Genomic DNA, 20,334 nt, shown 5'->3' with positions numbered 1-20,334 from the left:
TGGATAAATCCATTTCCTCTAGTTTTTCATAAATCCACGGTAGTTTCGTTTCACCAACTGGCTTTCTAGTTGTTTCATTGTCTCCAAGGCTACCCCGACAACAATTAACAAAGATGTTCCGCCAATTTGTGCACTTTGAGGCAATCCAGCGAATTGAATGAAAAAGATAGGAAGAATGGAAATCACGGCTAAGAATATAGAACCCACAAACGTAAGTCGATACAAAATGCTCGTAATTCTATCTTGAGTCATTTTCCCTGGACGAACCCCCGGGATATAGCCACCCTGTTTTTTAAGGTTATCAGCCATTTGTTCAGGATTCACCTGTACAAAAGCATAAAAGTACGTAAAGGCAATAATCAATGCAACATATATCGCCATACCCACCGGATGCGTATTATCAAAGTAGTTTTGAATCCACTTCGTCACATCGTTTGTTCCAAAGAATGACGCGATCGTCCGCGGCGTTATCAAAAACGCAACCGCAAAGATTACCGGAATAACCCCTGCAGGGTTCACTTTCAATGGAAGGTGTGTAGACTGACCTCCGCCAGCAGGTGAACGACCTGTTCCTTTAGCATATTGAATCGCAATTTTCCGTACGGCTTGCTGAATGAAAATAACTCCAACAATAACTGCTAAAATCGCAATCACAAGAAGTGCGACTTTCACAATATGAATAAACAACTGATCGTTGCTGCCAACAAATTGAGTCTCATATATTTGTCCAATCGTTTTTGGAATACTAGCCACAATCCCCGCGAAGATAATGATCGATATTCCGTTGCCTACTCCATGAGACGTAATTTGTTCTCCAAGCCACATTAAAAAGGCAGTTCCGCCAGTGAGCACTAAAGCAATGATGAGATATGTGGATACACCGGATTTTTCGATCAGCATACCGTTTGCCAGATTGTTAAATCCGTAAGACATACCTAACGCCTGGATAAAACCAAGCACAATCGTAAAGTACCTTGTGAACTGAGCTAATTTACGGCGGCCAACTTCACCTTGCTTAGACCACTCGGTAAACTTCGGCACAACATCCATCTGAAGCAGCTGAATGATGATTGAAGCCGTGATATAAGGAGTGATTCCCATTGCAAAAATGGAAAATTGGTAAAGCGCACCGCCGCCAAATGTATTAAGGAGATCAAAAACACCCATTTGAGACTGTGCCTGTAACACCTCAGCGTTAACATATGGCACAGGAATAAACGCACCTATGCGAAAGACGATAAGCATGAGTAAAGTGAATATGATTTTATTCCTGATATCACTCACACGCATAAAGTTGGAGATTGTTTTAAACAAGTTAGATCACCTCAGCTGTACCGCCAGCAGCTTCAACAGCTTCTTTCGCAGAAGCAGAGAATTTATTGGCTTTTACAGTTAATTTTTTCTCTAATTTACCGTTGCCAAGAATCTTTACTCCTGCATTAAGTTTGCTAATTACACCAGTCTCAAGAAGAAGTTCAGGAGTGACTTCCGTTCCTTCTGCAAAACCGTTCAATTTGTCTAGGTTGACTACAGCGTATTCCTTGCGGTTGATGTTAGTGAAACCGCGTTTAGGAAGACGTTGGAATAAAGGCATTTGTCCCCCCTCGAATCCTGGACGTACACCGCCGCCAGAACGAGCGTTTTGACCTTTGTGACCTTTACCAGCTGTTTTACCGTTGCCAGAACCAATACCACGACCTACGCGATTACGCGTTTTGCGTGAACCTTCTGAAGGTTTTAATTCATGAAGTTTCATTAGGACACCTCCTTATCCGATCAAATATTTTTATTGTTCTTTAACAGAAACTAAATGAGATACTTTATTAATCATGCCACGGATCGCAGCGTTGTCTTCATGTACAACAGTTTGGTTTGTTTTCTTTAAACCAAGTGTTCTTACAGTAACGCGTTGATCTTCCGGGCGACCGATTACACTTCGTTTGAGGGTAATTTCTAATTTAGCCATTAATGTTCCCTCCTTATCCTAACAGTTCTTCTACAGATTTTCCACGAAGCTTCGCAACGTCTTCAGCACGCTTAAGTTCACTTAAGCCTTGAAGTGTTGCACGAATCATGTTGATCGGTGTGTTAGAACCTAAAGACTTAGAAAGGATGTCAGATACACCAGCAAGCTCAAGTACCGCACGTACAGGGCCTCCAGCGATAACTCCAGTACCTTCAGAAGCAGGTTTTAACAAGATGTTACCTGCACCGAAACGTCCGATGATTTCATGTGGAATTGTAGTTCCAACCATTGGTACTTCAATCAAATTCTTTTTCGCATCTTCAACAGCTTTGCGGATCGCTTCTGGTACTTCTTGTGCTTTACCAGTACCGAATCCTACGTGTCCGTTTTTGTCACCGACAACGACTAGAGCTGCGAAGCGGAAACGACGACCACCTTTAACAACTTTCGCTACGCGGTTAACCGTAACTAAGCGTTCTTCTAACTCTAATTTGCTTGGGTCAATACGACGCATAATCATGTGTCCCTCCTTCTTTTATTAAAATTTAAGTCCAGCTTCACGAGCGGCATCAGCCAAAGCTTTTACACGTCCATGGTATAAGTATCCGCCACGGTCAAATACTACGTCAGAGATGCCTTTTTCAGCGGCGCGTTTTGCAACTAATTCTCCAACTTTAGTAGCAGCAGAAGTATCTCCAGTGCTTTCAACGTTCAAGTCTTTATCGAGAGTAGATGCACTAGCAAGTGTAACACCATTTACATCATCGATGATTTGAGCGTAAATGTGCTTGTTAGAACGGAAAACGTTCAGACGCGGTCTTTCAGCAGTACCGGAAAGTTTAGCGCGAACACGAGCGTGTCTTTTAAGACGAGCAGCATTTTTGCTAGTTTTCGTAATCATCTAGGTCACTCCTTTCTTCACTTTAAGCGATCTTACTTAGCAGATTTACCTTCTTTACGGCGAACAACTTCACCTTCGTAGCGGATTCCTTTACCTTTGTAAGGCTCTGGAGAACGTACAGCGCGGATGTTAGCAGCAATAGCTCCTACACGTTCTTTGTCTGTACCTTTTACAACTACTTTAGTTTGAGAAGGAACTTCGATTTCGATGCCTTCTTCAGGAACGATCTCAACAGGGTGAGAGTATCCAACGTTTAAAACAAGTTTATTTCCGGATTTAGACGCACGGTAACCGACACCGACTAATTCCAAACCTCTTTCAAATCCTTTAGATACACCTTCAACCATGTTGCCAAGCAGACTGCGAGTCGTACCATGCAGTGCACGGTGCTCTTTCTGATCAGAAGGACGAGCGACTGTAAGCACATTGTCCTCTACTTTAATCTCCATATCAGGGTGAAACGTACGAGTTAATTCTCCTTTTGGTCCTTTCACAGCTACAGTATTGTTATCGTTTAACGTTACTGTAACATCAGAAGGAATCTCAAGTAGCTTCTTACCTACACGAGACATACCAAACACCTCCATTCATGTTAAACTTCTTACCAAACGTATGCTAGAACTTCTCCACCAGCTTGTTTTGCACGGGCTTCTTTGTCCGTTAAAACACCTTGTGATGTAGAAATAATCGCGATTCCAAGACCGTTAAGTACACGAGGTACTTCATTAGATTTAGCATAAACACGCAAACCAGGCTTGCTGATTCTTTTAAGACCAGTGATAACGCGCTCGTTGTTTTGTCCGTATTTCAAGAAAACGCGGATGATACCTTGTTTGCTGTCTTCTACGAACTCAACGTCACGAATGAAACCTTCACGCTTTAAAATTTCAGCAATTTCTCTTTTCAATTTAGAAGCAGGAATTTCAAGCTTCTCATGACGTACCATGTTTGCATTGCGAATACGAGTTAGCATATCTGCAATTGGATCTGTCATAACCATTATATAATTACCTCCTTCCCTTTCTTGGGGATTACCAGCTGGCTTTTTTCACGCCAGGAATTTGTCCTTTATATGCAAGCTCACGGAAACAAATACGGCAAAGTTTAAATTTACGAATGACTGAATGCGGACGTCCGCAGCGTTCACAGCGTGTGTACTCTTGTACTTTAAACTTTGGTGTACGTTGTTGTTTCGCAATCATAGACTTTTTAGCCACGATTTCGCCTCCCTTTCATTGATTATTTCTGGAACGGCATACCTACTTGAGTTAATAGCTCACGAGCTTCTTCGTCAGTATTAGCAGTTGTTACGATAACGATGTCCATTCCTCGAACCTTTGTTACTTTATCGTAGTCAATTTCAGGGAAGATTAACTGTTCTTTGATACCAAGTGTGTAGTTACCGCGACCGTCGAAAGATTTTTTAGAAACCCCGCGGAAGTCACGTACACGCGGTAAAGATACAGAAATAAGTTTATCAAGGAAATCATACATGCGCTCTCCGCGAAGAGTTACTTTCGCACCGATAGGCATTCCCTCACGAAGACGGAATCCAGCAATTGATTTCTTCGCACGAGTAACGACAGGTTTTTGACCTGCGATAAACGTTAATTCTTCAACAGCACTGTCGATTGCTTTCGCGTTTTGAACAGCGTCACCAACACCCATGTTGATTACGATTTTTTCGATTTTAGGCACTTGCATGACTGAATCATAGTTGAATTTAGTCATTAAAGCAGGTGCAATTTCTTTATTGTACTTTTCTTTAAGGCGGTTCATGAGATAGACCTCCCTTCCTTTTAATACTATTTATCTAGAACTTGCCCAGATTTTTTTGCTACACGAACTTTTTTGCCATCTTCCACTTTGTATCCTACGCGAGTCACTTCACCTGTTTTAGGATCGAGCGGCATAACGTTTGATACATGAATTGGCGCCTCTTGATTAGAAATACCGCCTTGAGGGTTAGCTTGAGTTGGTTTAGAGTGTTTCTTCACCATGTTAACACCTTCAACTAAAACGCGGTCCTTTTTAGGGAAAGCAGCAAGGATTGTTCCTTGTTTGCCTTTATCTTTACCAGAGATAACCATAACTTTATCGCCTTTTTTTACATGCATCCTGATCGCACCTCCTTGACTAAGGCATTTATTTCATTAGATAACTTCTGGAGCTAGAGAAACAATTTTCATAAAGTTGTTTTCACGCAATTCACGAGCAACTGGTCCGAAGATACGAGTTCCGCGTGGGCTCTTGTCGTCACGGATGATAACACATGCATTCTCATCGAAGCTGATGTATGAACCGTCACTTCTGCGCGCTCCGCTTTTCGTGCGAACGATAACAGCTTTTACGACTTCACCTTTTTTGACAACGCCTCCTGGTGTTGCTTGTTTAACCGTGCAAACAATTACATCACCAATGTTAGCTGTTTTACGTCCAGAACCACCAAGAACTTTAATAGTAAGTACTTCACGTGCGCCAGAGTTGTCAGCTACTTTTAAACGAGTCTCTTGTTGAATCATTATTTGTTACCTCCCTTCGGAAAAAGAATTCCGAACTTTATTAGATAATAACAGCTTCTTCGACAACTTCAACTAGACGGAAACGCTTAGTTGCAGACAATGGACGAGTTTCCATGATCTTTACGATGTCACCGATTTTAGCTTGATTATTTTCATCATGTGCTTTGAATTTTTTTGAGTATTTTACGCGTTTACCGTAAAGTGTATGTTTTTTGTATGTTTCAACAACAACAGTGATGGTTTTATCCATTTTGTCAGAAACAACACGGCCTTGGTAAACTTTGCGCTGGTTACGTTCGCTCATGCTCACGACCTCCCCTCAGTGATTATTTATTAGCAGCAATTTCTCTTTCACGAATCACAGTTTTCATGCGCGCGATAGCTTTGCGCACTTCACGAATGCGAGCAGTATTTTCAAGTTGTCCTGTCGCTAATTGAAAGCGAAGATTGAAAAGTTCTTCTTTAAGAGACTTTACTTTTTGTTCAATTTCAGCAGTGGTAAGGTCACGAATTTCATTAGCTTTCATTTGATTCACCACCAATTTCTTCACGTTTTACGAACTTCGTTTTAATTGGCAATTTGTGAGATGCAAGACGAAGCGCTTCACGAGCAACCTCTTCAGACACACCAGAAATTTCAAATAAAACTTTGCCCGGTTTTACAACAGCTACCCAACCTTCTGGAGCCCCTTTACCGGATCCCATACGTACCTCAAGCGGTTTAGCAGTGTAAGGTTTAGAAGGGAAAATTTTGATCCAAACTTTACCGCCACGTTTCATGTAACGAGTCATCGCAATACGTGCAGCTTCGATTTGACGGTTAGTGATCCATGAAGCCTCTAGAGCTTGGATACCGAATTCACCGAAATGTACTTCAGTACCGCCTTTCGCACGGCCACGCATTTTTCCGCGATGCTCTCTGCGATATTTAACGCGTTTTGGTAATAACATATTATTTTCCTCCTTCCTCAGTTTTCTTCTTAGTAGGAAGAACCTCTCCACGATAGATCCAGACTTTTACACCAAGCTTACCGTAAGTAGTGTCAGCTTCAGATGTTGCATAGTCAATGTCCGCACGCAATGTGTGCAATGGAACAGTTCCTTCACTGTAATATTCAGAACGAGCGATATCTGCACCGCCAAGACGACCAGAAACCATTGTTTTCACACCTTGTGCTCCAGCACGCATAGTACGTTGGATTTGTTGTTTCTGCGCACGGCGGAAAGAAACACGGTTTTCTAATTGACGAGCGATGTTGTCAGCAACTAGCTGTGCATCAAGATCTGCTCTTTTGATTTCAAGAATGTTAATGTGTACACGCTTGCCAGTAAGGCTGTTAAGGGCTTTGCGAAGTGCTTCAACTTCTGAACCGCCTTTACCGATAACCATACCAGGCTTAGCTGTGTGGATCGTAATGTTAACGCGGTTTGCTGCACGCTCGATTTCTACTTTAGAAACAGAAGCGTCAGAAAGGCGTTTGCTAATGTATTCACGAATTTTTAAATCTTCGTGCAGGAAGTCAGCGTAATCTTTACCAGCGTACCACTTAGATTCCCAATCACGAATGACTCCGATACGAAGACCGACTGGATTTACCTTTTGACCCACTACTTATCCCTCCTTCTTTTCTGATACAACGATTGTAATGTGGCTCGTACGTTTGTTGATTTGGCTCGCACGTCCCATAGCACGTGGGCGGAATCTTTTTAACGTAGGGCCTTCGTCAACGAATGCTTGAGAAATAACCAGGTTGTTAGCGTCCATTTCATAGTTATGCTCAGCATTTGCAATAGCGGATTTTAATACTTTCTCAATAATTGGAGAAGCAGCTCTTGGTGTAAGGTTCAAGATTGATACTGCCTCACCTACTTGCTTGCCTCGAATCAGGTCCATTACTAGACGTGCTTTACGAGGAGCAATACGGACTGTTCTTGCAACAGCTTTAGCTTGCATTTAAAAGCCTCCTCTCTTAGCGTCTTGTTTTTTTGTCATCACTAGCATGACCTTTGTACGTACGAGTTGGAGCGAATTCACCCAACTTGTGCCCTACCATATCTTCAGAGATGAATACAGGCACGTGTTTACGTCCGTCATAGACTGCAATTGTGTGACCAATAAACTGTGGGAAAATAGTAGAACGACGAGACCAAGTTTTTACGACTTGTTTCTTGTCTGCTTCATTTAATTTCTCGATTTTTGTCATCAAGTGTCCATCAACAAATGGTCCTTTTTTCAAGCTGCGAGCCATTTTGGAACCTCCCTTCGTGATTGCACTACGGTCCGAAGAGAACCGTAGACAACCCCGTTATTTATTTTTACGACGACGTACGATAAATTTATCAGATTTGTTCTTTTTCTTACGTGTCTTGAATCCAAGAGTTGGTTTACCCCATGGAGACATTGGTGATTTACGTCCGATTGGCGCACGTCCTTCACCACCACCGTGTGGGTGATCGTTAGGGTTCATTACAGAACCACGAACTGTAGGGCGGATGCCTTTCCAGCGAGAACGTCCAGCTTTACCAATGTTGATAAGTTCGTGCTGTTCGTTACCTACTTGACCGATAGAAGCACGGCAAGCAGAAAGAATCATGCGAACTTCACCAGAGTTAAGACGTACAAGAACGTATTTACCTTCTTTACCAAGAACCTGAGCAGATGTACCAGCTGAACGTACAAGCTGTCCGCCTTTACCAGGTTTTAATTCAATGTTATGCACAACTGTACCAACAGGGATGTTGATAAGTGGAAGTGCATTACCTACTTTAATGTCAGCTTCAGGACCTGACATGATTTCAGTACCCACTTGAATTCCTTTAGGAGCAAGAATGTAACGTTTTTCTCCGTCTGCATAGTTGATTAGAGCGATGTTAGCTGAACGGTTTGGATCGTATTCAACTGTAGCAACGCGTCCAGGTATACCATCTTTATCGCGTTTGAAGTCGATAACACGGTATTGGCGTTTATGTCCGCCACCTTGGTGACGTACAGTCAATTTACCTTGGTTGTTACGTCCGCCTTTTTTGTGAAGGGGAGCAAGCAAGGATTTTTCCGGCTTGTCAGTCGTGATTTCAGCAAAATCTGAAGTTGTCATGCCACGACGTCCATTAGAGGTCGGTTTATACTTTTTAATCGCCATTTTGAATTTCCCTCCTTCTTTTTACAGATAATTAAGCTTCAAAAATTTCGATTTCTTTGCTGTCTGCAGTAAGTTTTACGATCGCTTTTCTGCGACGGCTAGTCATACCAGTGTAGCGTCCGACACGTTTTGATTTACCTTTGTAGTTCATGATGTTGACTTTGTCAACTTTCACTCCAAAGATGCTTTCAACAGCGTCTTTCACTTCTGTTTTGTTAGCTCTTACATCGACTTCAAAAGTATATTTCTTTTCAGTCATTAAATCAGCAGAACGTTCAGTAATGACGGGGCGCTTTAGAACATCACGAGGATCTTTCATTATGCAAGCACCTCCTCTACTTTTTCAACCGCTGCTTTTGTAATCAGAAGCTTCTCGTGGTTGACAACGTCTAAAACGTTGATTCCGTTAGCTTCAACTACAGTAACTCCAGGAATGTTGCGAGCAGATAAAGCTACTGCTTCGTTAGCATCCGCAGTTACGATTAAAGCTTTTTTCTCAACAGATAACCCTTTAAGGATAGCTGCCATTTCTTTTGTTTTAGCCGTATCAAGAGTAAGATCTTCAAGAACGATGATGTTGTTGTCGATCACTTTAGAAGACAATACTGATTTGATTGCCAAGCGGCGAACTTTTTTAGGTAATTTATAAGAATAGCTGCGTGGTGTTGGGCCGAATACGACACCACCTCCGCGCCATTGCGGTGAACGGATAGAACCTTGACGGGCACGTCCAGTACCTTTTTGACGCCATGGTTTACGACCTCCGCCGCGTACTTCAGAACGATTTTTTACTTTGTGAGTTCCTTGACGTAAGGAAGCTCTTTGCATAAGAATAGCGTCGAATACAACACTCTCATTTGGCTCGATACCAAATACAGAAGCGTTTAATTCGATGTCACCAGCAGTAGAACCGTTTTGGTTGTATAATGCTACTTTTGGCATGATCAATTTCCTCCTTTCCTAAGAGAGTTATTTAGATTTAACAGCACTTTTAACAGTGATTAAAGATTTCTTCGCACCAGGTACGTTACCTTTGATCAAAAGAAGATTGCGTTCTGCATCAACTTTTACGACTTCAAGGTTTTGAACAGTGATTTGATCTCCGCCCATACGTCCAGGTAATAATTTACCTTTGAATACACGGTTAGGATCTACAGGTCCCATTGAACCAGGACGACGGTGGTAGCGTGAACCGTGAGACATAGGTCCGCGAGATTGTCCGTGGCGCTTGATTGCACCTTGGAAACCTTTACCTTTAGATACTCCTGTTACATCTACGATTTCTCCAGCAGAGAAAATTTCAACCTTGACTTCCTGACCAACTTCATACGCATCCATTTCCACTCCGCGTAATTCTTTAACGAAGCGCTTAGGAGCAGTTTCCGCTTTTGCAACGTGTCCTTTTTCAGGTTTGTTAGAAAGCTTTTCACGCTTGTCATCAAAACCAAGCTGGATTGCTTCATAACCGTCGTTTTCAGTTGTTTTCTTTTGAAGAACAACGTTTGGAGCAGCTTCAATAACAGTTACCGGAATAAGATCACCATTTTCAGCGAATACTTGCGTCATACCAATTTTTCTTCCTAAGATTCCTTTGGTCATTCGTCACACCTCCTATTAAGATCATTCTATATTTTAGAATTAAAGTTTAATTTCGATATCGACACCAGATGGTAAATCTAATCGCATGAGAGCATCAACAGTTTGTGGTGTTGGGTTCACAATGTCGATTAAACGTTTATGTGTACGCATTTCAAATTGCTCACGAGAATCTTTGTATTTGTGCACCGCACGAAGGATTGTGTAAACTGATTTTTCAGTTGGCAATGGGATCGGACCAGATACGCTGGCACCAGAACGTTTTGCCGTTTCAACAATCTTCTCTGCAGATTGATCAAGGATTCTATGATCATATGCTTTCAAACGAATACGAATTTTTTGTTTTGCCATTATTTTCCCTCCTTTTCGCCTACATCACGTTAGACAGTTCTCCGTGAGAAAAACCTGAACACCTTGCCATGGCAAAGCGGCCGGGTGTGTCAGCAACCTCTCACTTCATCGCAGTCAAAGACCAACATACACCATTATACAGAAAATAGACGTATGTTGCAAGACTTATTTAATATATGCATGGTTTGCACACTTTTTTTATTATACAGGTGTTTTTCTTATTTATCAAGGCTCTAACATAAGTGGTGCAATGCGTGGAGATTTAGTGTGCTCGCAAATAATGACGGCTCCTCGATATGCGGCGCATGAGCAGAATTCTCAAATTGAAGCCAGCGCTTTTCAGGTGCCTCAAGCCTTCGATAATACTGTTTCGAAATTTCTGCAGGAACAATTAAATCGTGTCTTCCCGAAATAAAATAACATGGTACTTTAATAGAAGGAACTGATGTGAATGCATTAAACCTGTACAACTCATCAGTTAAATGTTTTTTGGCAAATCGCTGTCCTTTCAGGAATTTGTGCATGTTTTTTATTCCATACTCACTGCCAGTGAGCATTTGAAAAAATACGGAAAAGATATGACGACGATGGTAAGTGAATCCTCCCCTGCTCACCTCGACACAAAACCGATAAATAAGATGCTGGATATCCTTTTCCCAAGGCGGGGGGCCGATGAAGCGTATGAGCGGAGAAATTATACTTGCACTCTTTGCATCAGAGATTTCGCGTAGATATTGGTAGGAAGCTGATTCTTCATAGTGAGGGTTAACAACCTGGCTAATTCCATAGTACGCGTAAAACAAATCCGGACGCTGCTGCAGTACATAAAGTGCTAGTAGGGAGCCCCACGAATAGCCGACAAGATATAATTTTGTTTTTGAAAAATGAGCTAGAAGCCATTGAGTGACATGAATTGCATCATTAATAAAATGTTGAATGTTCATGGAGTGATGGGGAATTCTCTTTGAATAAGAAAGCCCTGAACCTCTTTGATCCCAATGTACTACTGTAAAATGCTGTTCCAGTTCTTTTTGATAATGCCTAACATATCCGATTTGGGGTGTCCCCGGACCGCCATGTAAAAAAAGCAGCAATGGATTCTTCACATCAGTTCCATTAATCATCAGCATTTGCTTGGTATTTTCAATGTTCAGTTCTTTCATGATAGCGATTGATCTCTTTTCAGGAATCATAAAAATTAGCCCCTCAAATATGATAGCTCTTACTATACAAGAAAAAGATAAGTAAACAAAAAACGAGACCCGCAGGGGTCTCGTTTATCATGATACTATTACTCAGTGATTGTAGAAACAACGCCTGAACCAACAGTACGTCCGCCTTCACGAATAGAGAAACGAGTTCCTTCTTCGATAGCGATTGTAGAGATAAGTTCAACGTTCATTTCAGTGTTGTCTCCAGGCATAACCATTTCTACGCCTTCTGGAAGTTGGATGATACCAGTTACGTCAGTTGTACGGAAGTAGAACTGAGGACGGTAGTTAGAGAAGAATGGAGTATGACGTCCACCCTCTTCTTTAGAAAGAACGTAAACTTCAGCTTTGAATTTGCTGTGTGGAGTGATTGTACCTGGTTTAGCAAGTACTTGACCACGTTGGATTTCTTCACGAGATACACCGCGAAGAAGGGCACCAATGTTGTCACCAGCTTCAGCGTAATCAAGAAGCTTACGGAACATTTCAACACCTGTAACAGTTGTTTTCTTGTTCTCATCTTGAAGACCGATGATTTCAACTTCGTCACCGACTTTAACTTGTCCGCGTTCTACACGGCCAGTAGCAACTGTACCACGACCAGTGATTGAGAATACGTCCTCAACTGGCATCATGAATGGTTTTTCAGTGTCACGTTCTGGAGTTGGGATGTACTCATCAACCGCATCCATAAGTTCGAAGATTTTTGCTTCCCACTCAGCATCTCCTTCAAGAGCTTTAAGAGCAGAACCTTTAACAACTGGTACATCATCACCAGGGAAGTCATATTCGCTAAGAAGATCGCGAACTTCCATTTCAACTAGTTCAAGAAGCTCTTCGTCGTCTACCATGTCGCATTTGTTTAAGAATACAACGATGTATGGCACACCAACGTTTTTAGAAAGAAGGATGTGCTCACGAGTTTGTGGCATTGGGCCATCAGCAGCAGATACTACAAGGATAGCTCCGTCCATTTGCGCAGCACCAGTGATCATGTTTTTAACATAGTCAGCGTGTCCTGGGCAGTCAACGTGTGCATAGTGACGAGTTTCAGTTTCGTACTCAACGTGTGCAGTAGAGATTGTGATACCGCGCTCGCGTTCTTCTGGTGCACCATCAATTTGATCGTACGCCATAGCTGTACCTTTACCAGATTTCTTATGAAGTACTGTTGTGATAGCAGCAGTTAAAGTTGTTTTACCATGGTCAACGTGTCCAATTGTACCAATATTGGCATGTGATTTGGAACGGTCGAATTTTTCTTTAGCCATTCTAAAATCCTCCTTAAGAGCTTTTAATTAGTAATGTATAGAGTGATAGGAAGTGAAAGAAAGCTTTCACTTCCTCATCTTACAATAGTAGTTATACTTGAGTTAAGTGGCAAAATCAATTATTCGCCTTTATTTTTTTTGATAATTTCTTCTGCGACGCTCTTCGGCACTTCTTCGTAGTGATCCATGTGCATAGTGAACGTACCGCGACCTTGCGTGTTAGAACGAAGTGCAGTAGCGTAACCGAACATTTCAGCAAGAGGAACCATAGCACGAACAACTTGAGCGTTACCGCGTGCTTCCATACCTTCTACGCGTCCGCGACGTGAAGTGATATCACCCATGATATCTCCCATGTATTCTTCTGGAATAACCACTTCTACTTTCATGATTGGTTCAAGAAGAACTGGGTTACATTTGCTGACTGCATTTTTCAATGCCATAGAAGCAGCAACTTTAAATGCCATTTCGTTTGAGTCAACATCATGGTAAGAACCGTCGAAAAGTTTAGCTTTAATGTCGATAAGCGGGAAGCCTGCTAGTACACCATTTTCAAGTGCATCTTCCAGACCTGCTTGAACAGCTGGGATGTATTCACGAGGAACAACCCCACCGACAATCGCATTTTCAAATTCAAAGCCAGCGCCTTCTTCGTTTGGTTCGAATTCGATCCAAACGTGTCCGAACTGACCGCGTCCACCAGACTGACGTACGAATTTACCTTCAACTTTTGCACCGGTACGGAATGTTTCACGGTACGCAACCTGAGGAGCACCAACATTGGCTTCTACTTTAAATTCGCGTTTCATACGGTCAACAATGATATCAAGGTGAAGTTCACCCATACCAGAGATGATCGTTTGGCCAGTTTCTGGGTTTGTTTGAGTACGGAATGTAGGGTCTTCTTCAGCAAGTTTCGCTAAAGCGATACCCATTTTATCTTGGTCAGCTTTTGATTTAGGCTCAATAGCGACGTCGATAACTGGTTCTGGGAATTCCATTGACTCAAGGATAACAAGATCCTTCTCATCACATAGAGTATCTCCAGTAGTAGTATCTTTTAGACCTACAGCAGCTGCGATATCCCCTGCGTAAACAGTAGAGATTTCTTCACGGCTGTTAGCGTGCATTTGAAGAATACGTCCAACACGCTCACGTTTGCCTTTAGTAGAGTTTTTCACGTATGAACCGGAATCAAGTGTTCCAGAGTACACACGGAAGAACGTCAGCTTACCAACGTAAGGGTCAGTCATAACTTTAAATGCTAATGCAGAGAATGGCTCTTCATCAGAAGAATGACGCTCAATCTCTTCATTTGTATCAGGACGAACACCTTTGATTGCAGCAACGTCTGTTGGTGCAGGAAGGTAGTCAAGAACAGCATCAAGTACTAGTTGAACACCTTTGTTTTTGAAGGCAGAACCAACAAGAACAGGGTAGAACTCAACATTTAATGTACCTTTACGAATACCTGCTTTTAACTCGTCAATCGTGATTTCTTCACCCTCAAGGTATTTATCCATAAGCTCTTCATCAAGCTCACATACAGCTTCAATAAGACTGTTGCGAAGCTCTTCAGCTTGCTCTTTGTACTCTTCAGGGATTTCTTTCGCATCAGAGCGAGTTCCAAGGTCATCTTCATAGAAATACGCAACGTTTTCTACAAGGTCGATGATACCTTCGAAGTTATCTTCAGCACCGATCGGCAATTGAATTGCATGAGCGTTTGCTTGAAGACGGTCTCTTAAAGTTCCTACAGAGTAAAGGAAGTCCGCACCGATTTTGTCCATTTTGTTAACAAAAACGATACGAGGTACTCCGTAAGTTGTTGCCTGACGCCAAACAGTTTCTGTTTGAGGCTCAACGCCTGATTGAGCGTCAAGTACAGCAACAGCACCATCAAGTACACGAAGAGAACGTTCAACTTCAACTGTGAAGTCTACGTGTCCTGGAGTATCGATGATGTTTACGCGGTATCCTTTCCACTGTGCAGTTGTCGCAGCGGAAGTGATTGTGATACCACGTTCTTGTTCCTGCTCCATCCAGTCCATTTGTGAAGCTCCTTCGTGAGTTTCACCAATCTTGTGGATACGACCAGTATAGAACAAGATACGTTCTGTAGTAGTCGTTTTACCGGCATCGATGTGAGCCATGATTCCGATATTACGAGTTTTTTCTAAGGAGAACTCTCTTGCCATTGGGTAATTTCTCCTTCCTTATTAGGAAATTGTGTTTTGTTAATATATAAATCCTACCAGCGATAGTGAGCAAATGCTTTGTTTGCTTCAGCCATCTTATGAGTGTCTTCACGTTTCTTAACAGCAGCACCAGTGTTGTTAGCTGCGTCAAGGATTTCGTTAGCTAAACGCTCTTCCATCGTTTTTTCACCGCGAAGACGAGCGTAGTTAACTAACCAGCGAAGTCCAAGAGTCGTACGACGTTCAGGACGAACTTCTACAGGAACTTGGTAGTTCGCACCACCTACACGGCGTGCTTTTACTTCAAGTACAGGCATGATGTTTTTCAATGCTTGTTCGAAAACCTCCATTGCATCATTGCCAGTACGTTCTTTAATGATATCGAATGACTTGTATAGGATTGTTTGAGACTTACCTTTTTTACCATCGATCATCATTTTGTTGATTAGACGAGATACAAGCTTAGAGTTGTAAATCGGATCAGGTAAAACGTCTCTTTTTGCTACAGGACCTTTACGTGGCATCTGAATATCCTCCCTTCATCAATTATGCGTATTTTCGTTTATTATTTTGCTTTAGGTTTTTTCGTACCGTATTTAGAACGGCCTTGCGCACGGTTTTCAACTCCAGCAGTGTCAAGCGCACCACGAACGATGTGGTAACGTACCCCTGGTAAGTCCTTTACACGTCCGCCGCGGATAAGTACAACACTGTGCTCTTGCAGGTTGTGACCGATACCAGGAATGTAAGCAGTAACCTCGATTCCGTTAGTTAAACGAACACGAGCATATTTACGAAGTGCTGAGTTCGGTTTTTTCGGTGTCATTGTACCAACACGAGTACATACCCCGCGTTTTTGTGGAGAAGATACGTTAGTGTGCTCTTTTTTAAAGCTGTTGTATCCTTTGTTAAGTGCAGGAGACTTTGAGTTTTCTACTTTACTCACGCGTCCTTTGCGAATTAGCTGATTAATTGTAGGCATATTATTTTCCTCCCTTCATTGCGTTTTATAACCCACATACCCAGGTGGTTCATCAAAAGGCAAAAAACAATGTCTTTACACAAGATGAAATCTTACGCAAAAACAAAAGTACGTTATAAAATAATGGCAACAGCGGCTGCTCCTACCTCAATTCCGCAGGCTTTGCCGAGCTTTTTCATGGATTCAACCATTGAGACAGAGATCCCTTGATCTTCCGCAAGTGAAACTACACTTGACGTGAGTACCGGATCTGCGTCTTTTGCAACGACTACTTCCTTTACTGAACCTCGTTTTAGAGCTTTCACTGTTTGCTTCGTACCAATAATAATTGATTTGGCCTGTGATACTTTATCATAAGACATAAACATATCCTCCAAAGTAACAGGTTTATTTCGAGCACCTTGGTTATATTATCATTCTAGGAGACGAATGTCAACAATGTATGACATTTTTTAGTTTCGCTCATCTCATAGAGTGATTTTTTATTAAATATATCTGCTGAAAGACTGTTTTGGCAGTCTTTCAGCAGTTTTAAATCAATTATTCAACCGGCACCATGTCTTCAGTTGGCTGAACATTTGAAACTGGCTTTACTTTACGGTATTTCATCATACCTGTACCAGCTGGAACAAGCTTACCGATGATAACATTCTCTTTCAAGCCGAGAAGCTCGTCACGCTTACCTTTAATTGCTGCATCTGTAAGGACACGTGTGGTTTCCTGGAAGGAAGCAGCAGATAAGAATGAATCTGTCTCAAGAGATGCTTTTGTAATACCGAGCAAGACAGGACGCCCTGTAGCAGGACGATTGCCTTCAAGCAATACCTTTTTGTTCGCTTCAGTAAATTGGTGAATATCAAGCAATGTACCTGGAAGCACATCAGTGTCACCAGCGTCAATCACGCGGACTTTGCGAAGCATCTGGCGAACCATTACCTCTACGTGTTTATCACCAATTTCAACACCCTGCATACGGTAAACCTTTTGAACCTCATGGAGAAGATACTCTTGAACAGTAGTCAGGTCAGTCACTTTGAGAAGCTCTTTCGGATCGATTGAACCTTCTGTCAGTACTTGGCCTCGAGTAATTTTATCTCCTTCCGCTACTTTCAAGCGGGAGTTATAAGGTGCCGTATAAGAACGTGTTTCTACTGCGCCTTGAACCACAATTTCCTGTTGCTTATCACGAACTTCATTGATCTCAACGACTGTACCGTCGATCTCTGTAATTGTTGCCTGACCTTTCGGATTACGTGCTTCGAAAAGCTCTTGAATACGCGGAAGACCCTGTGTGATATCGTCTCCGGCAACCCCGCCTGTATGGAATGTACGCATTGTTAACTGCGTACCAGGCTCACCGATTGATTGGGCAGCAATGATACCGACAGCTTCACCGACTTCAACATCGGATCCAGTTGCAAGATTTCGGCCATAGCATCGTTTACATACACCATGAGGCGTATTACATGTGAAGGCAGAACGGATCCACACTTCTTCAATTCCAGCTTCCACAATTTCTAAAGCCTTATCTTCATCGATCAGTTCGTTTTCATTAACAAGCACTTCACCTGTTTCAGGGTGCTTCACTTGTTTTCGTGCAAAACGGCCGACTAAGCGTTCTTCTAAACGCTCAATGGTTTCAGTTCCTTCTTTAAGAGGCTTAGCAAGGATGCCTCGGTCAGTTCCACAATCAGTTTCACGAATGATAACATCTTGCGCAACGTCAACGAGACGGCGTGTAAGGTAACCTGAGTCAGCAGTTTTAAGGGCGGTATCGGCAAGACCTTTACGCGCACCGTGAGTGGAGATAAAGTACTCCAATACTGTCAGACCTTCACGGAAACTTGATTTGATCGGCAACTCAATGATACGTCCAGCCGGGTTGGCCATCAGACCGCGCATTCCGGCAAGCTGCGTAAAGTTAGACGCGTTACCACGGGCACCAGAGTCACTCATCATGTAGATCGGGTTGAGTTCATCAAGTGATTTCATCAGTTTGCCTTGGATAACGTCTTTTGCAGCACTCCAGATAGAGATGACTCTCTCATAGCGCTCTTCTTCTGTAATAAGACCGCGGCGGAACTGCTTCATAACGTTATCAACTTTGCTTTGCGCTTCCTCAAGAATTTCTTGTTTATCATCGAGTACGACGATGTCAGAAACCCCAACTGTAATACCAGCTTTTGTTGAATATTTGAAACCTAGGTTTTTCATGCGGTCAAGCATTTTAGACGTTTCCGTGATATGGAATCGTTTAAAGATTTCCGCGATGATTTTACCCAGAATACCTTTTTTAAATGGTGCATTGATTGGCTGCTGTGCAATGATAGCTTTAACATCAGCACCTTTTTCTAAGAAGAAACGGTCAGGTGTTTTCTCTTCAATATTGCTCTTCGTTGGTTCATTCATGTAAGGGAATGATTCCGGAAGAATTTCATTGAAGATCAGCTTACCGACAGTTGTAATTAACAATTTTGAGCGCTGTTCTTCGGTAAATGTCACATTCTTAAGGGAGTTCGCTGCAACAGCCACTCTCGTATGAAGGTGAACATATCCGTTTTGATACGCGAGAAGCGCTTCATCAGTATTCTTGAAGACCATACCTTCACCGACAGCACCGGCACGCTCAAGAGTCAGGTAGTAGTTACCCAGTACCATATCCTGAGACGGCGTTACAACCGGTTTACCATCTTTAGGGTTCAAGATGTTTTGGGCAGCAAGCATCAAGATGCGTGCCTCAGCTTGTGCTTCAGCAGATAATGGTACGTGTACCGCCATTTGGTCACCGTCAAAGTCAGCGTTATAAGCTGTACATACGAGCGGGTGAAGACGGATTGCGCGTCCTTCAACAAGTGTTGGTTCAAACGCTTGGATACCCAATCTGTGAAGTGTAGGGGCACGGTTCAGAAGTACCGGATGCTCCTTAATAACTGATTCCAGTACATCCCATACTTCAGGCTGTACGCGCTCAATTTTGCGTTTCGCACTCTTAATGTTGTGAGCAAGACCTTTTTCAACAAGCTCTTTCATAACGAAAGGTTTGAAAAGTTCAAGCGCCATTTCCTTCGGTAATCCGCATTGGTACATTTTTAAATGAGGACCAACGACGATTACAGAACGTCCGGAGTAATCGACACGTTTACCAAGAAGGTTTTGACGGAAACGACCTTGCTTCCCTTTCAGCATGTGAGAAAGAGATTTTAACGGTCTGTTACCAGGACCTGTTACAGGACGTCCGCGGCGGCCGTTGTCAATTAGGGCATCGACAGCCTCTTGAAGCATACGTTTTTCGTTTTGAACGATGATGCTAGGCGCACCAAGGTCCAGAAGGCGTTTCAAACGATTGTTACGGTTAATGACACGACGATAAAGGTCGTTCAAATCAGAAGTCGCAAAACGTCCGCCATCTAGCTGAACCATCGGTCTAAGCTCAGGAGGAATAACAGGCAGCACATCAAGGATCATCCAAGAAGGCTTGTTTCCTGAGTTACGGAAGGCTTCTAAAACTTCAAGGCGTTTGATCGCACGAGTACGACGCTGACCTTGTGATGTTTTCAGCTCTTCTTTTAACATATCCACTTCTTTTACAAGATCGATATCTTGAAGAAGTTTGTGAATCGCTTCTGCACCCATAGACGCTTGGAATTTATTACCGTATTTATCAAGATAAGCACGGTATTCCTTCTCAGACAGAAGCTGTTTCTTTTCAAGCGGTGTGTTTGCCGGATCAGTTACAACGTAAGAAGCAAAGTAAATGACTTCCTCTAAAGCACGAGGTGACATATCCAGCACAAGACCCATACGGCTTGGAATACCTTTGAAATACCAAATGTGGGAAACTGGGGCAGCCAGTTCAATGTGCCCCATTCTCTCACGACGGACTTTAGCCCGTGTTACTTCGACTCCGCAGCGGTCACAAACTACGCCTTTATAACGAACTCGCTTGTACTTCCCGCAATGACATTCCCAGTCCTTAGTCGGTCCGAAAATGCGTTCGCAGAATAGACCGTCCTTTTCAGGTTTTAACGTACGATAGTTTATCGTTTCAGGCTTTTTCACTTCACCAAAAGACCATGAACGGATTTTATCCGGTGAAGCAAGACCGATGTTCATATACTCAAAATTGTTCACATCTAGCAAGGGGCCTACCTCCCTTTTTATCTTCGGATTAACCGATGTCACTTGCCTTTATAACT

29 protein-coding genes are annotated in these 20,334 nt (G+C 42.5%); all 29 read right to left on the bottom strand.

Features of this window, described 5'->3' with window-relative positions; translation table 11 throughout:
* Positions 1-18: 18 nt before the first annotated feature.
* The 29 genes from secY to rpoC all read right to left on the bottom strand — a co-directional run bounded on the left by secY (position 19) and on the right by rpoC (position 20,278).
* Positions 19-1,314, bottom strand: coding sequence for a preprotein translocase subunit SecY (gene secY / locus MOC09_RS15255; protein ID WP_268362102.1), 1,296 nt, complete (start codon positions 1,312-1,314; stop codon positions 19-21).
* Between the two features lies 1 nt (position 1,315).
* Positions 1,316-1,756: a 50S ribosomal protein L15 gene (gene rplO / locus MOC09_RS15250; RefSeq protein ID WP_003225819.1), complete on the bottom strand. Its 441-nt coding sequence runs from the start codon at positions 1,754-1,756 to the stop codon at positions 1,316-1,318.
* Between the two features lie 30 nt (positions 1,757-1,786).
* Entirely contained in the window at positions 1,787-1,966 is a 180-nt protein-coding gene (gene rpmD / locus MOC09_RS15245) for a 50S ribosomal protein L30 (protein WP_003156497.1), read from the bottom strand.
* Positions 1,967-1,979: 13 nt separating this feature from the next.
* Positions 1,980-2,480, bottom strand: a complete 501-nt coding sequence (gene rpsE, locus MOC09_RS15240) for a 30S ribosomal protein S5 (RefSeq protein ID WP_100276429.1) — start codon at positions 2,478-2,480, stop codon at positions 1,980-1,982.
* 24 nt (positions 2,481-2,504) lie between these two features.
* Positions 2,505-2,867: a 50S ribosomal protein L18 gene (gene rplR, locus MOC09_RS15235; RefSeq protein WP_003225816.1), complete on the bottom strand. Its 363-nt coding sequence runs from the start codon at positions 2,865-2,867 to the stop codon at positions 2,505-2,507.
* 32 nt (positions 2,868-2,899) lie between these two features.
* Positions 2,900-3,439 carry a 50S ribosomal protein L6 gene (rplF, locus tag MOC09_RS15230; protein ID WP_004399690.1) on the bottom strand — a complete coding sequence of 180 codons (540 nt, stop codon included), beginning with the start codon at positions 3,437-3,439 and terminating at the stop codon, positions 2,900-2,902.
* A gap of 29 nt (positions 3,440-3,468) precedes the next feature.
* On the bottom strand, positions 3,469-3,867 hold the full coding sequence (rpsH, locus tag MOC09_RS15225; protein ID WP_003241998.1) for a 30S ribosomal protein S8: 399 nt from the start codon (positions 3,865-3,867) through the stop codon (positions 3,469-3,471).
* Between the two features lie 31 nt (positions 3,868-3,898).
* Positions 3,899-4,084 (bottom strand): 30S ribosomal protein S14, encoded by a 186-nt coding sequence (gene rpsN, locus MOC09_RS15220; RefSeq protein WP_003156488.1) that lies wholly within the window; start codon positions 4,082-4,084, stop codon positions 3,899-3,901.
* A 22-nt stretch (positions 4,085-4,106) separates the two neighbouring features.
* A complete protein-coding gene (gene rplE, locus MOC09_RS15215; RefSeq protein WP_003225809.1) occupies positions 4,107-4,646 on the bottom strand; it encodes a 50S ribosomal protein L5 in 540 nt (179 codons plus the stop codon).
* A gap of 26 nt (positions 4,647-4,672) precedes the next feature.
* A complete protein-coding gene (gene rplX / locus MOC09_RS15210; RefSeq protein WP_003156486.1) occupies positions 4,673-4,984 on the bottom strand; it encodes a 50S ribosomal protein L24 in 312 nt (103 codons plus the stop codon).
* A gap of 36 nt (positions 4,985-5,020) precedes the next feature.
* The gene (gene rplN / locus MOC09_RS15205) at positions 5,021-5,389 is read right to left on the bottom strand and encodes a 50S ribosomal protein L14 (protein ID WP_003225805.1); all 369 of its coding nucleotides are present in this window, start codon (positions 5,387-5,389) and stop codon (positions 5,021-5,023) included.
* 40 nt (positions 5,390-5,429) lie between these two features.
* Positions 5,430-5,693 (bottom strand): 30S ribosomal protein S17, encoded by a 264-nt coding sequence (gene rpsQ / locus MOC09_RS15200; protein WP_003225804.1) that lies wholly within the window; start codon positions 5,691-5,693, stop codon positions 5,430-5,432.
* Positions 5,694-5,715: 22 nt separating this feature from the next.
* Entirely contained in the window at positions 5,716-5,916 is a 201-nt protein-coding gene (gene rpmC / locus MOC09_RS15195) for a 50S ribosomal protein L29 (protein ID WP_003156482.1), read from the bottom strand.
* On the bottom strand, positions 5,906-6,340 hold the full coding sequence (gene rplP / locus MOC09_RS15190; RefSeq protein ID WP_003225801.1) for a 50S ribosomal protein L16: 435 nt from the start codon (positions 6,338-6,340) through the stop codon (positions 5,906-5,908). The genes rpmC and rplP overlap by 11 nt, the downstream gene beginning before the upstream one ends.
* 1 nt (position 6,341) lies before the next feature.
* Positions 6,342-6,998: a 30S ribosomal protein S3 gene (rpsC, locus tag MOC09_RS15185; protein ID WP_003242001.1), complete on the bottom strand. Its 657-nt coding sequence runs from the start codon at positions 6,996-6,998 to the stop codon at positions 6,342-6,344.
* 3 nt (positions 6,999-7,001) lie between these two features.
* Positions 7,002-7,343, bottom strand: a complete 342-nt coding sequence (gene rplV, locus MOC09_RS15180) for a 50S ribosomal protein L22 (RefSeq protein ID WP_003156475.1) — start codon at positions 7,341-7,343, stop codon at positions 7,002-7,004.
* Between the two features lie 16 nt (positions 7,344-7,359).
* Positions 7,360-7,638, bottom strand: coding sequence for a 30S ribosomal protein S19 (rpsS, locus tag MOC09_RS15175; protein ID WP_268361328.1), 279 nt, complete (start codon positions 7,636-7,638; stop codon positions 7,360-7,362).
* Positions 7,639-7,695: 57 nt separating this feature from the next.
* Entirely contained in the window at positions 7,696-8,529 is an 834-nt protein-coding gene (gene rplB / locus MOC09_RS15170; RefSeq protein ID WP_003225795.1) for a 50S ribosomal protein L2, read from the bottom strand.
* 31 nt (positions 8,530-8,560) lie between these two features.
* A complete protein-coding gene (gene rplW / locus MOC09_RS15165; protein ID WP_003156467.1) occupies positions 8,561-8,848 on the bottom strand; it encodes a 50S ribosomal protein L23 in 288 nt (95 codons plus the stop codon).
* Positions 8,848-9,471 (bottom strand): 50S ribosomal protein L4, encoded by a 624-nt coding sequence (gene rplD, locus MOC09_RS15160; RefSeq protein WP_004399658.1) that lies wholly within the window; start codon positions 9,469-9,471, stop codon positions 8,848-8,850. The genes rplW and rplD overlap by 1 nt, the downstream gene beginning before the upstream one ends.
* 27 nt (positions 9,472-9,498) lie before the next feature.
* Positions 9,499-10,128, bottom strand: coding sequence for a 50S ribosomal protein L3 (gene rplC / locus MOC09_RS15155; protein WP_268371019.1), 630 nt, complete (start codon positions 10,126-10,128; stop codon positions 9,499-9,501).
* 39 nt (positions 10,129-10,167) lie between these two features.
* A complete protein-coding gene (gene rpsJ / locus MOC09_RS15150; RefSeq protein WP_003156464.1) occupies positions 10,168-10,476 on the bottom strand; it encodes a 30S ribosomal protein S10 in 309 nt (102 codons plus the stop codon).
* Between the two features lie 233 nt (positions 10,477-10,709).
* The gene (locus MOC09_RS15145; RefSeq protein ID WP_268371017.1) at positions 10,710-11,669 is read right to left on the bottom strand and encodes an alpha/beta fold hydrolase; all 960 of its coding nucleotides are present in this window, start codon (positions 11,667-11,669) and stop codon (positions 10,710-10,712) included.
* Between the two features lie 98 nt (positions 11,670-11,767).
* Positions 11,768-12,958, bottom strand: a complete 1,191-nt coding sequence (gene tuf / locus MOC09_RS15140; protein WP_268361322.1) for an elongation factor Tu — start codon at positions 12,956-12,958, stop codon at positions 11,768-11,770.
* Positions 12,959-13,077: 119 nt separating this feature from the next.
* The gene (gene fusA, locus MOC09_RS15135) at positions 13,078-15,156 is read right to left on the bottom strand and encodes an elongation factor G (RefSeq protein ID WP_268361319.1); all 2,079 of its coding nucleotides are present in this window, start codon (positions 15,154-15,156) and stop codon (positions 13,078-13,080) included.
* A 53-nt stretch (positions 15,157-15,209) separates the two neighbouring features.
* The gene (gene rpsG, locus MOC09_RS15130; protein WP_003225784.1) at positions 15,210-15,680 is read right to left on the bottom strand and encodes a 30S ribosomal protein S7; all 471 of its coding nucleotides are present in this window, start codon (positions 15,678-15,680) and stop codon (positions 15,210-15,212) included.
* Positions 15,681-15,721: 41 nt separating this feature from the next.
* Positions 15,722-16,138, bottom strand: coding sequence for a 30S ribosomal protein S12 (gene rpsL / locus MOC09_RS15125; protein WP_003225781.1), 417 nt, complete (start codon positions 16,136-16,138; stop codon positions 15,722-15,724).
* A gap of 113 nt (positions 16,139-16,251) precedes the next feature.
* Entirely contained in the window at positions 16,252-16,500 is a 249-nt protein-coding gene (locus MOC09_RS15120; RefSeq protein WP_268367361.1) for a 50S ribosomal protein L7ae-like protein, read from the bottom strand.
* 178 nt (positions 16,501-16,678) lie between these two features.
* Positions 16,679-20,278 (bottom strand): DNA-directed RNA polymerase subunit beta', encoded by a 3,600-nt coding sequence (gene rpoC / locus MOC09_RS15115; protein WP_268367362.1) that lies wholly within the window; start codon positions 20,276-20,278, stop codon positions 16,679-16,681.
* Between the last annotated feature and the right edge of the window lie 56 nt (positions 20,279-20,334).

Source organism: Bacillus sp. N12A5, assembly GCF_026790125.1.
Taxonomy (GTDB): domain Bacteria; phylum Bacillota; class Bacilli; order Bacillales; family Bacillaceae; genus Bacillus.
This window is presented reverse-complemented; position numbering and strand designations above follow the sequence as displayed.

Excerpts from the sequence above, each read along its gene's own strand:
- rplO (WP_003225819.1), bottom strand. The coding sequence starts at position 1,756 with ATGAAACTTCATGAATTAAAACCTTCAGAAGGTTCACGCAAAACGCGT.
- rpmD (WP_003156497.1), bottom strand. The coding sequence starts at position 1,966 with ATGGCTAAATTAGAAATTACCCTCAAACGAAGTGTAATCGGTCGCCCG.
- rpsE (WP_100276429.1), bottom strand. The coding sequence starts at position 2,480 with ATGCGTCGTATTGACCCAAGCAAATTAGAGTTAGAAGAACGCTTAGTT.
- rplR (WP_003225816.1), bottom strand. The coding sequence starts at position 2,867 with ATGATTACGAAAACTAGCAAAAATGCTGCTCGTCTTAAAAGACACGCT.
- rplF (WP_004399690.1), bottom strand. The coding sequence starts at position 3,439 with ATGTCTCGTGTAGGTAAGAAGCTACTTGAGATTCCTTCTGATGTTACA.
- rpsH (WP_003241998.1), bottom strand. The coding sequence starts at position 3,867 with ATGGTTATGACAGATCCAATTGCAGATATGCTAACTCGTATTCGCAAT.
- rplE (WP_003225809.1), bottom strand. The coding sequence starts at position 4,646 with ATGAACCGCCTTAAAGAAAAGTACAATAAAGAAATTGCACCTGCTTTA.
- rplX (WP_003156486.1), bottom strand. The coding sequence starts at position 4,984 with ATGCATGTAAAAAAAGGCGATAAAGTTATGGTTATCTCTGGTAAAGAT.
- rplN (WP_003225805.1), bottom strand. The coding sequence starts at position 5,389 with ATGATTCAACAAGAGACTCGTTTAAAAGTAGCTGACAACTCTGGCGCA.
- rpsQ (WP_003225804.1), bottom strand. The coding sequence starts at position 5,693 with ATGAGCGAACGTAACCAGCGCAAAGTTTACCAAGGCCGTGTTGTTTCT.
- rpmC (WP_003156482.1), bottom strand. The coding sequence starts at position 5,916 with ATGAAAGCTAATGAAATTCGTGACCTTACCACTGCTGAAATTGAACAA.
- rplP (WP_003225801.1), bottom strand. The coding sequence starts at position 6,340 with ATGTTATTACCAAAACGCGTTAAATATCGCAGAGAGCATCGCGGAAAA.
- rplV (WP_003156475.1), bottom strand. The coding sequence starts at position 7,343 with ATGCAAGCTAAAGCTGTTGCAAGAACAGTCCGTATTGCTCCTCGTAAA.
- rpsS (WP_268361328.1), bottom strand. The coding sequence starts at position 7,638 with ATGGCTCGCAGCTTGAAAAAAGGACCATTTGTTGATGGACACTTGATG.
- rplB (WP_003225795.1), bottom strand. The coding sequence starts at position 8,529 with ATGGCGATTAAAAAGTATAAACCGACCTCTAATGGACGTCGTGGCATG.
- rplW (WP_003156467.1), bottom strand. The coding sequence starts at position 8,848 with ATGAAAGATCCTCGTGATGTTCTAAAGCGCCCCGTCATTACTGAACGT.
- rplD (WP_004399658.1), bottom strand. The coding sequence starts at position 9,471 with ATGCCAAAAGTAGCATTATACAACCAAAACGGTTCTACTGCTGGTGAC.
- rplC (WP_268371019.1), bottom strand. The coding sequence starts at position 10,128 with ATGACCAAAGGAATCTTAGGAAGAAAAATTGGTATGACGCAAGTATTC.
- rpsJ (WP_003156464.1), bottom strand. The coding sequence starts at position 10,476 with ATGGCAAAACAAAAAATTCGTATTCGTTTGAAAGCATATGATCATAGA.
- MOC09_RS15145 (WP_268371017.1), bottom strand. The coding sequence starts at position 11,669 with ATGATTCCTGAAAAGAGATCAATCGCTATCATGAAAGAACTGAACATT.
- tuf (WP_268361322.1), bottom strand. The coding sequence starts at position 12,958 with ATGGCTAAAGAAAAATTCGACCGTTCCAAATCACATGCCAATATTGGT.
- fusA (WP_268361319.1), bottom strand. The coding sequence starts at position 15,156 with ATGGCAAGAGAGTTCTCCTTAGAAAAAACTCGTAATATCGGAATCATG.
- rpsG (WP_003225784.1), bottom strand. The coding sequence starts at position 15,680 with ATGCCACGTAAAGGTCCTGTAGCAAAAAGAGACGTTTTACCTGATCCG.
- rpsL (WP_003225781.1), bottom strand. The coding sequence starts at position 16,138 with ATGCCTACAATTAATCAGCTAATTCGCAAAGGACGCGTGAGTAAAGTA.
- MOC09_RS15120 (WP_268367361.1), bottom strand. The coding sequence starts at position 16,500 with ATGTCTTATGATAAAGTATCACAGGCCAAATCAATTATTATTGGTACG.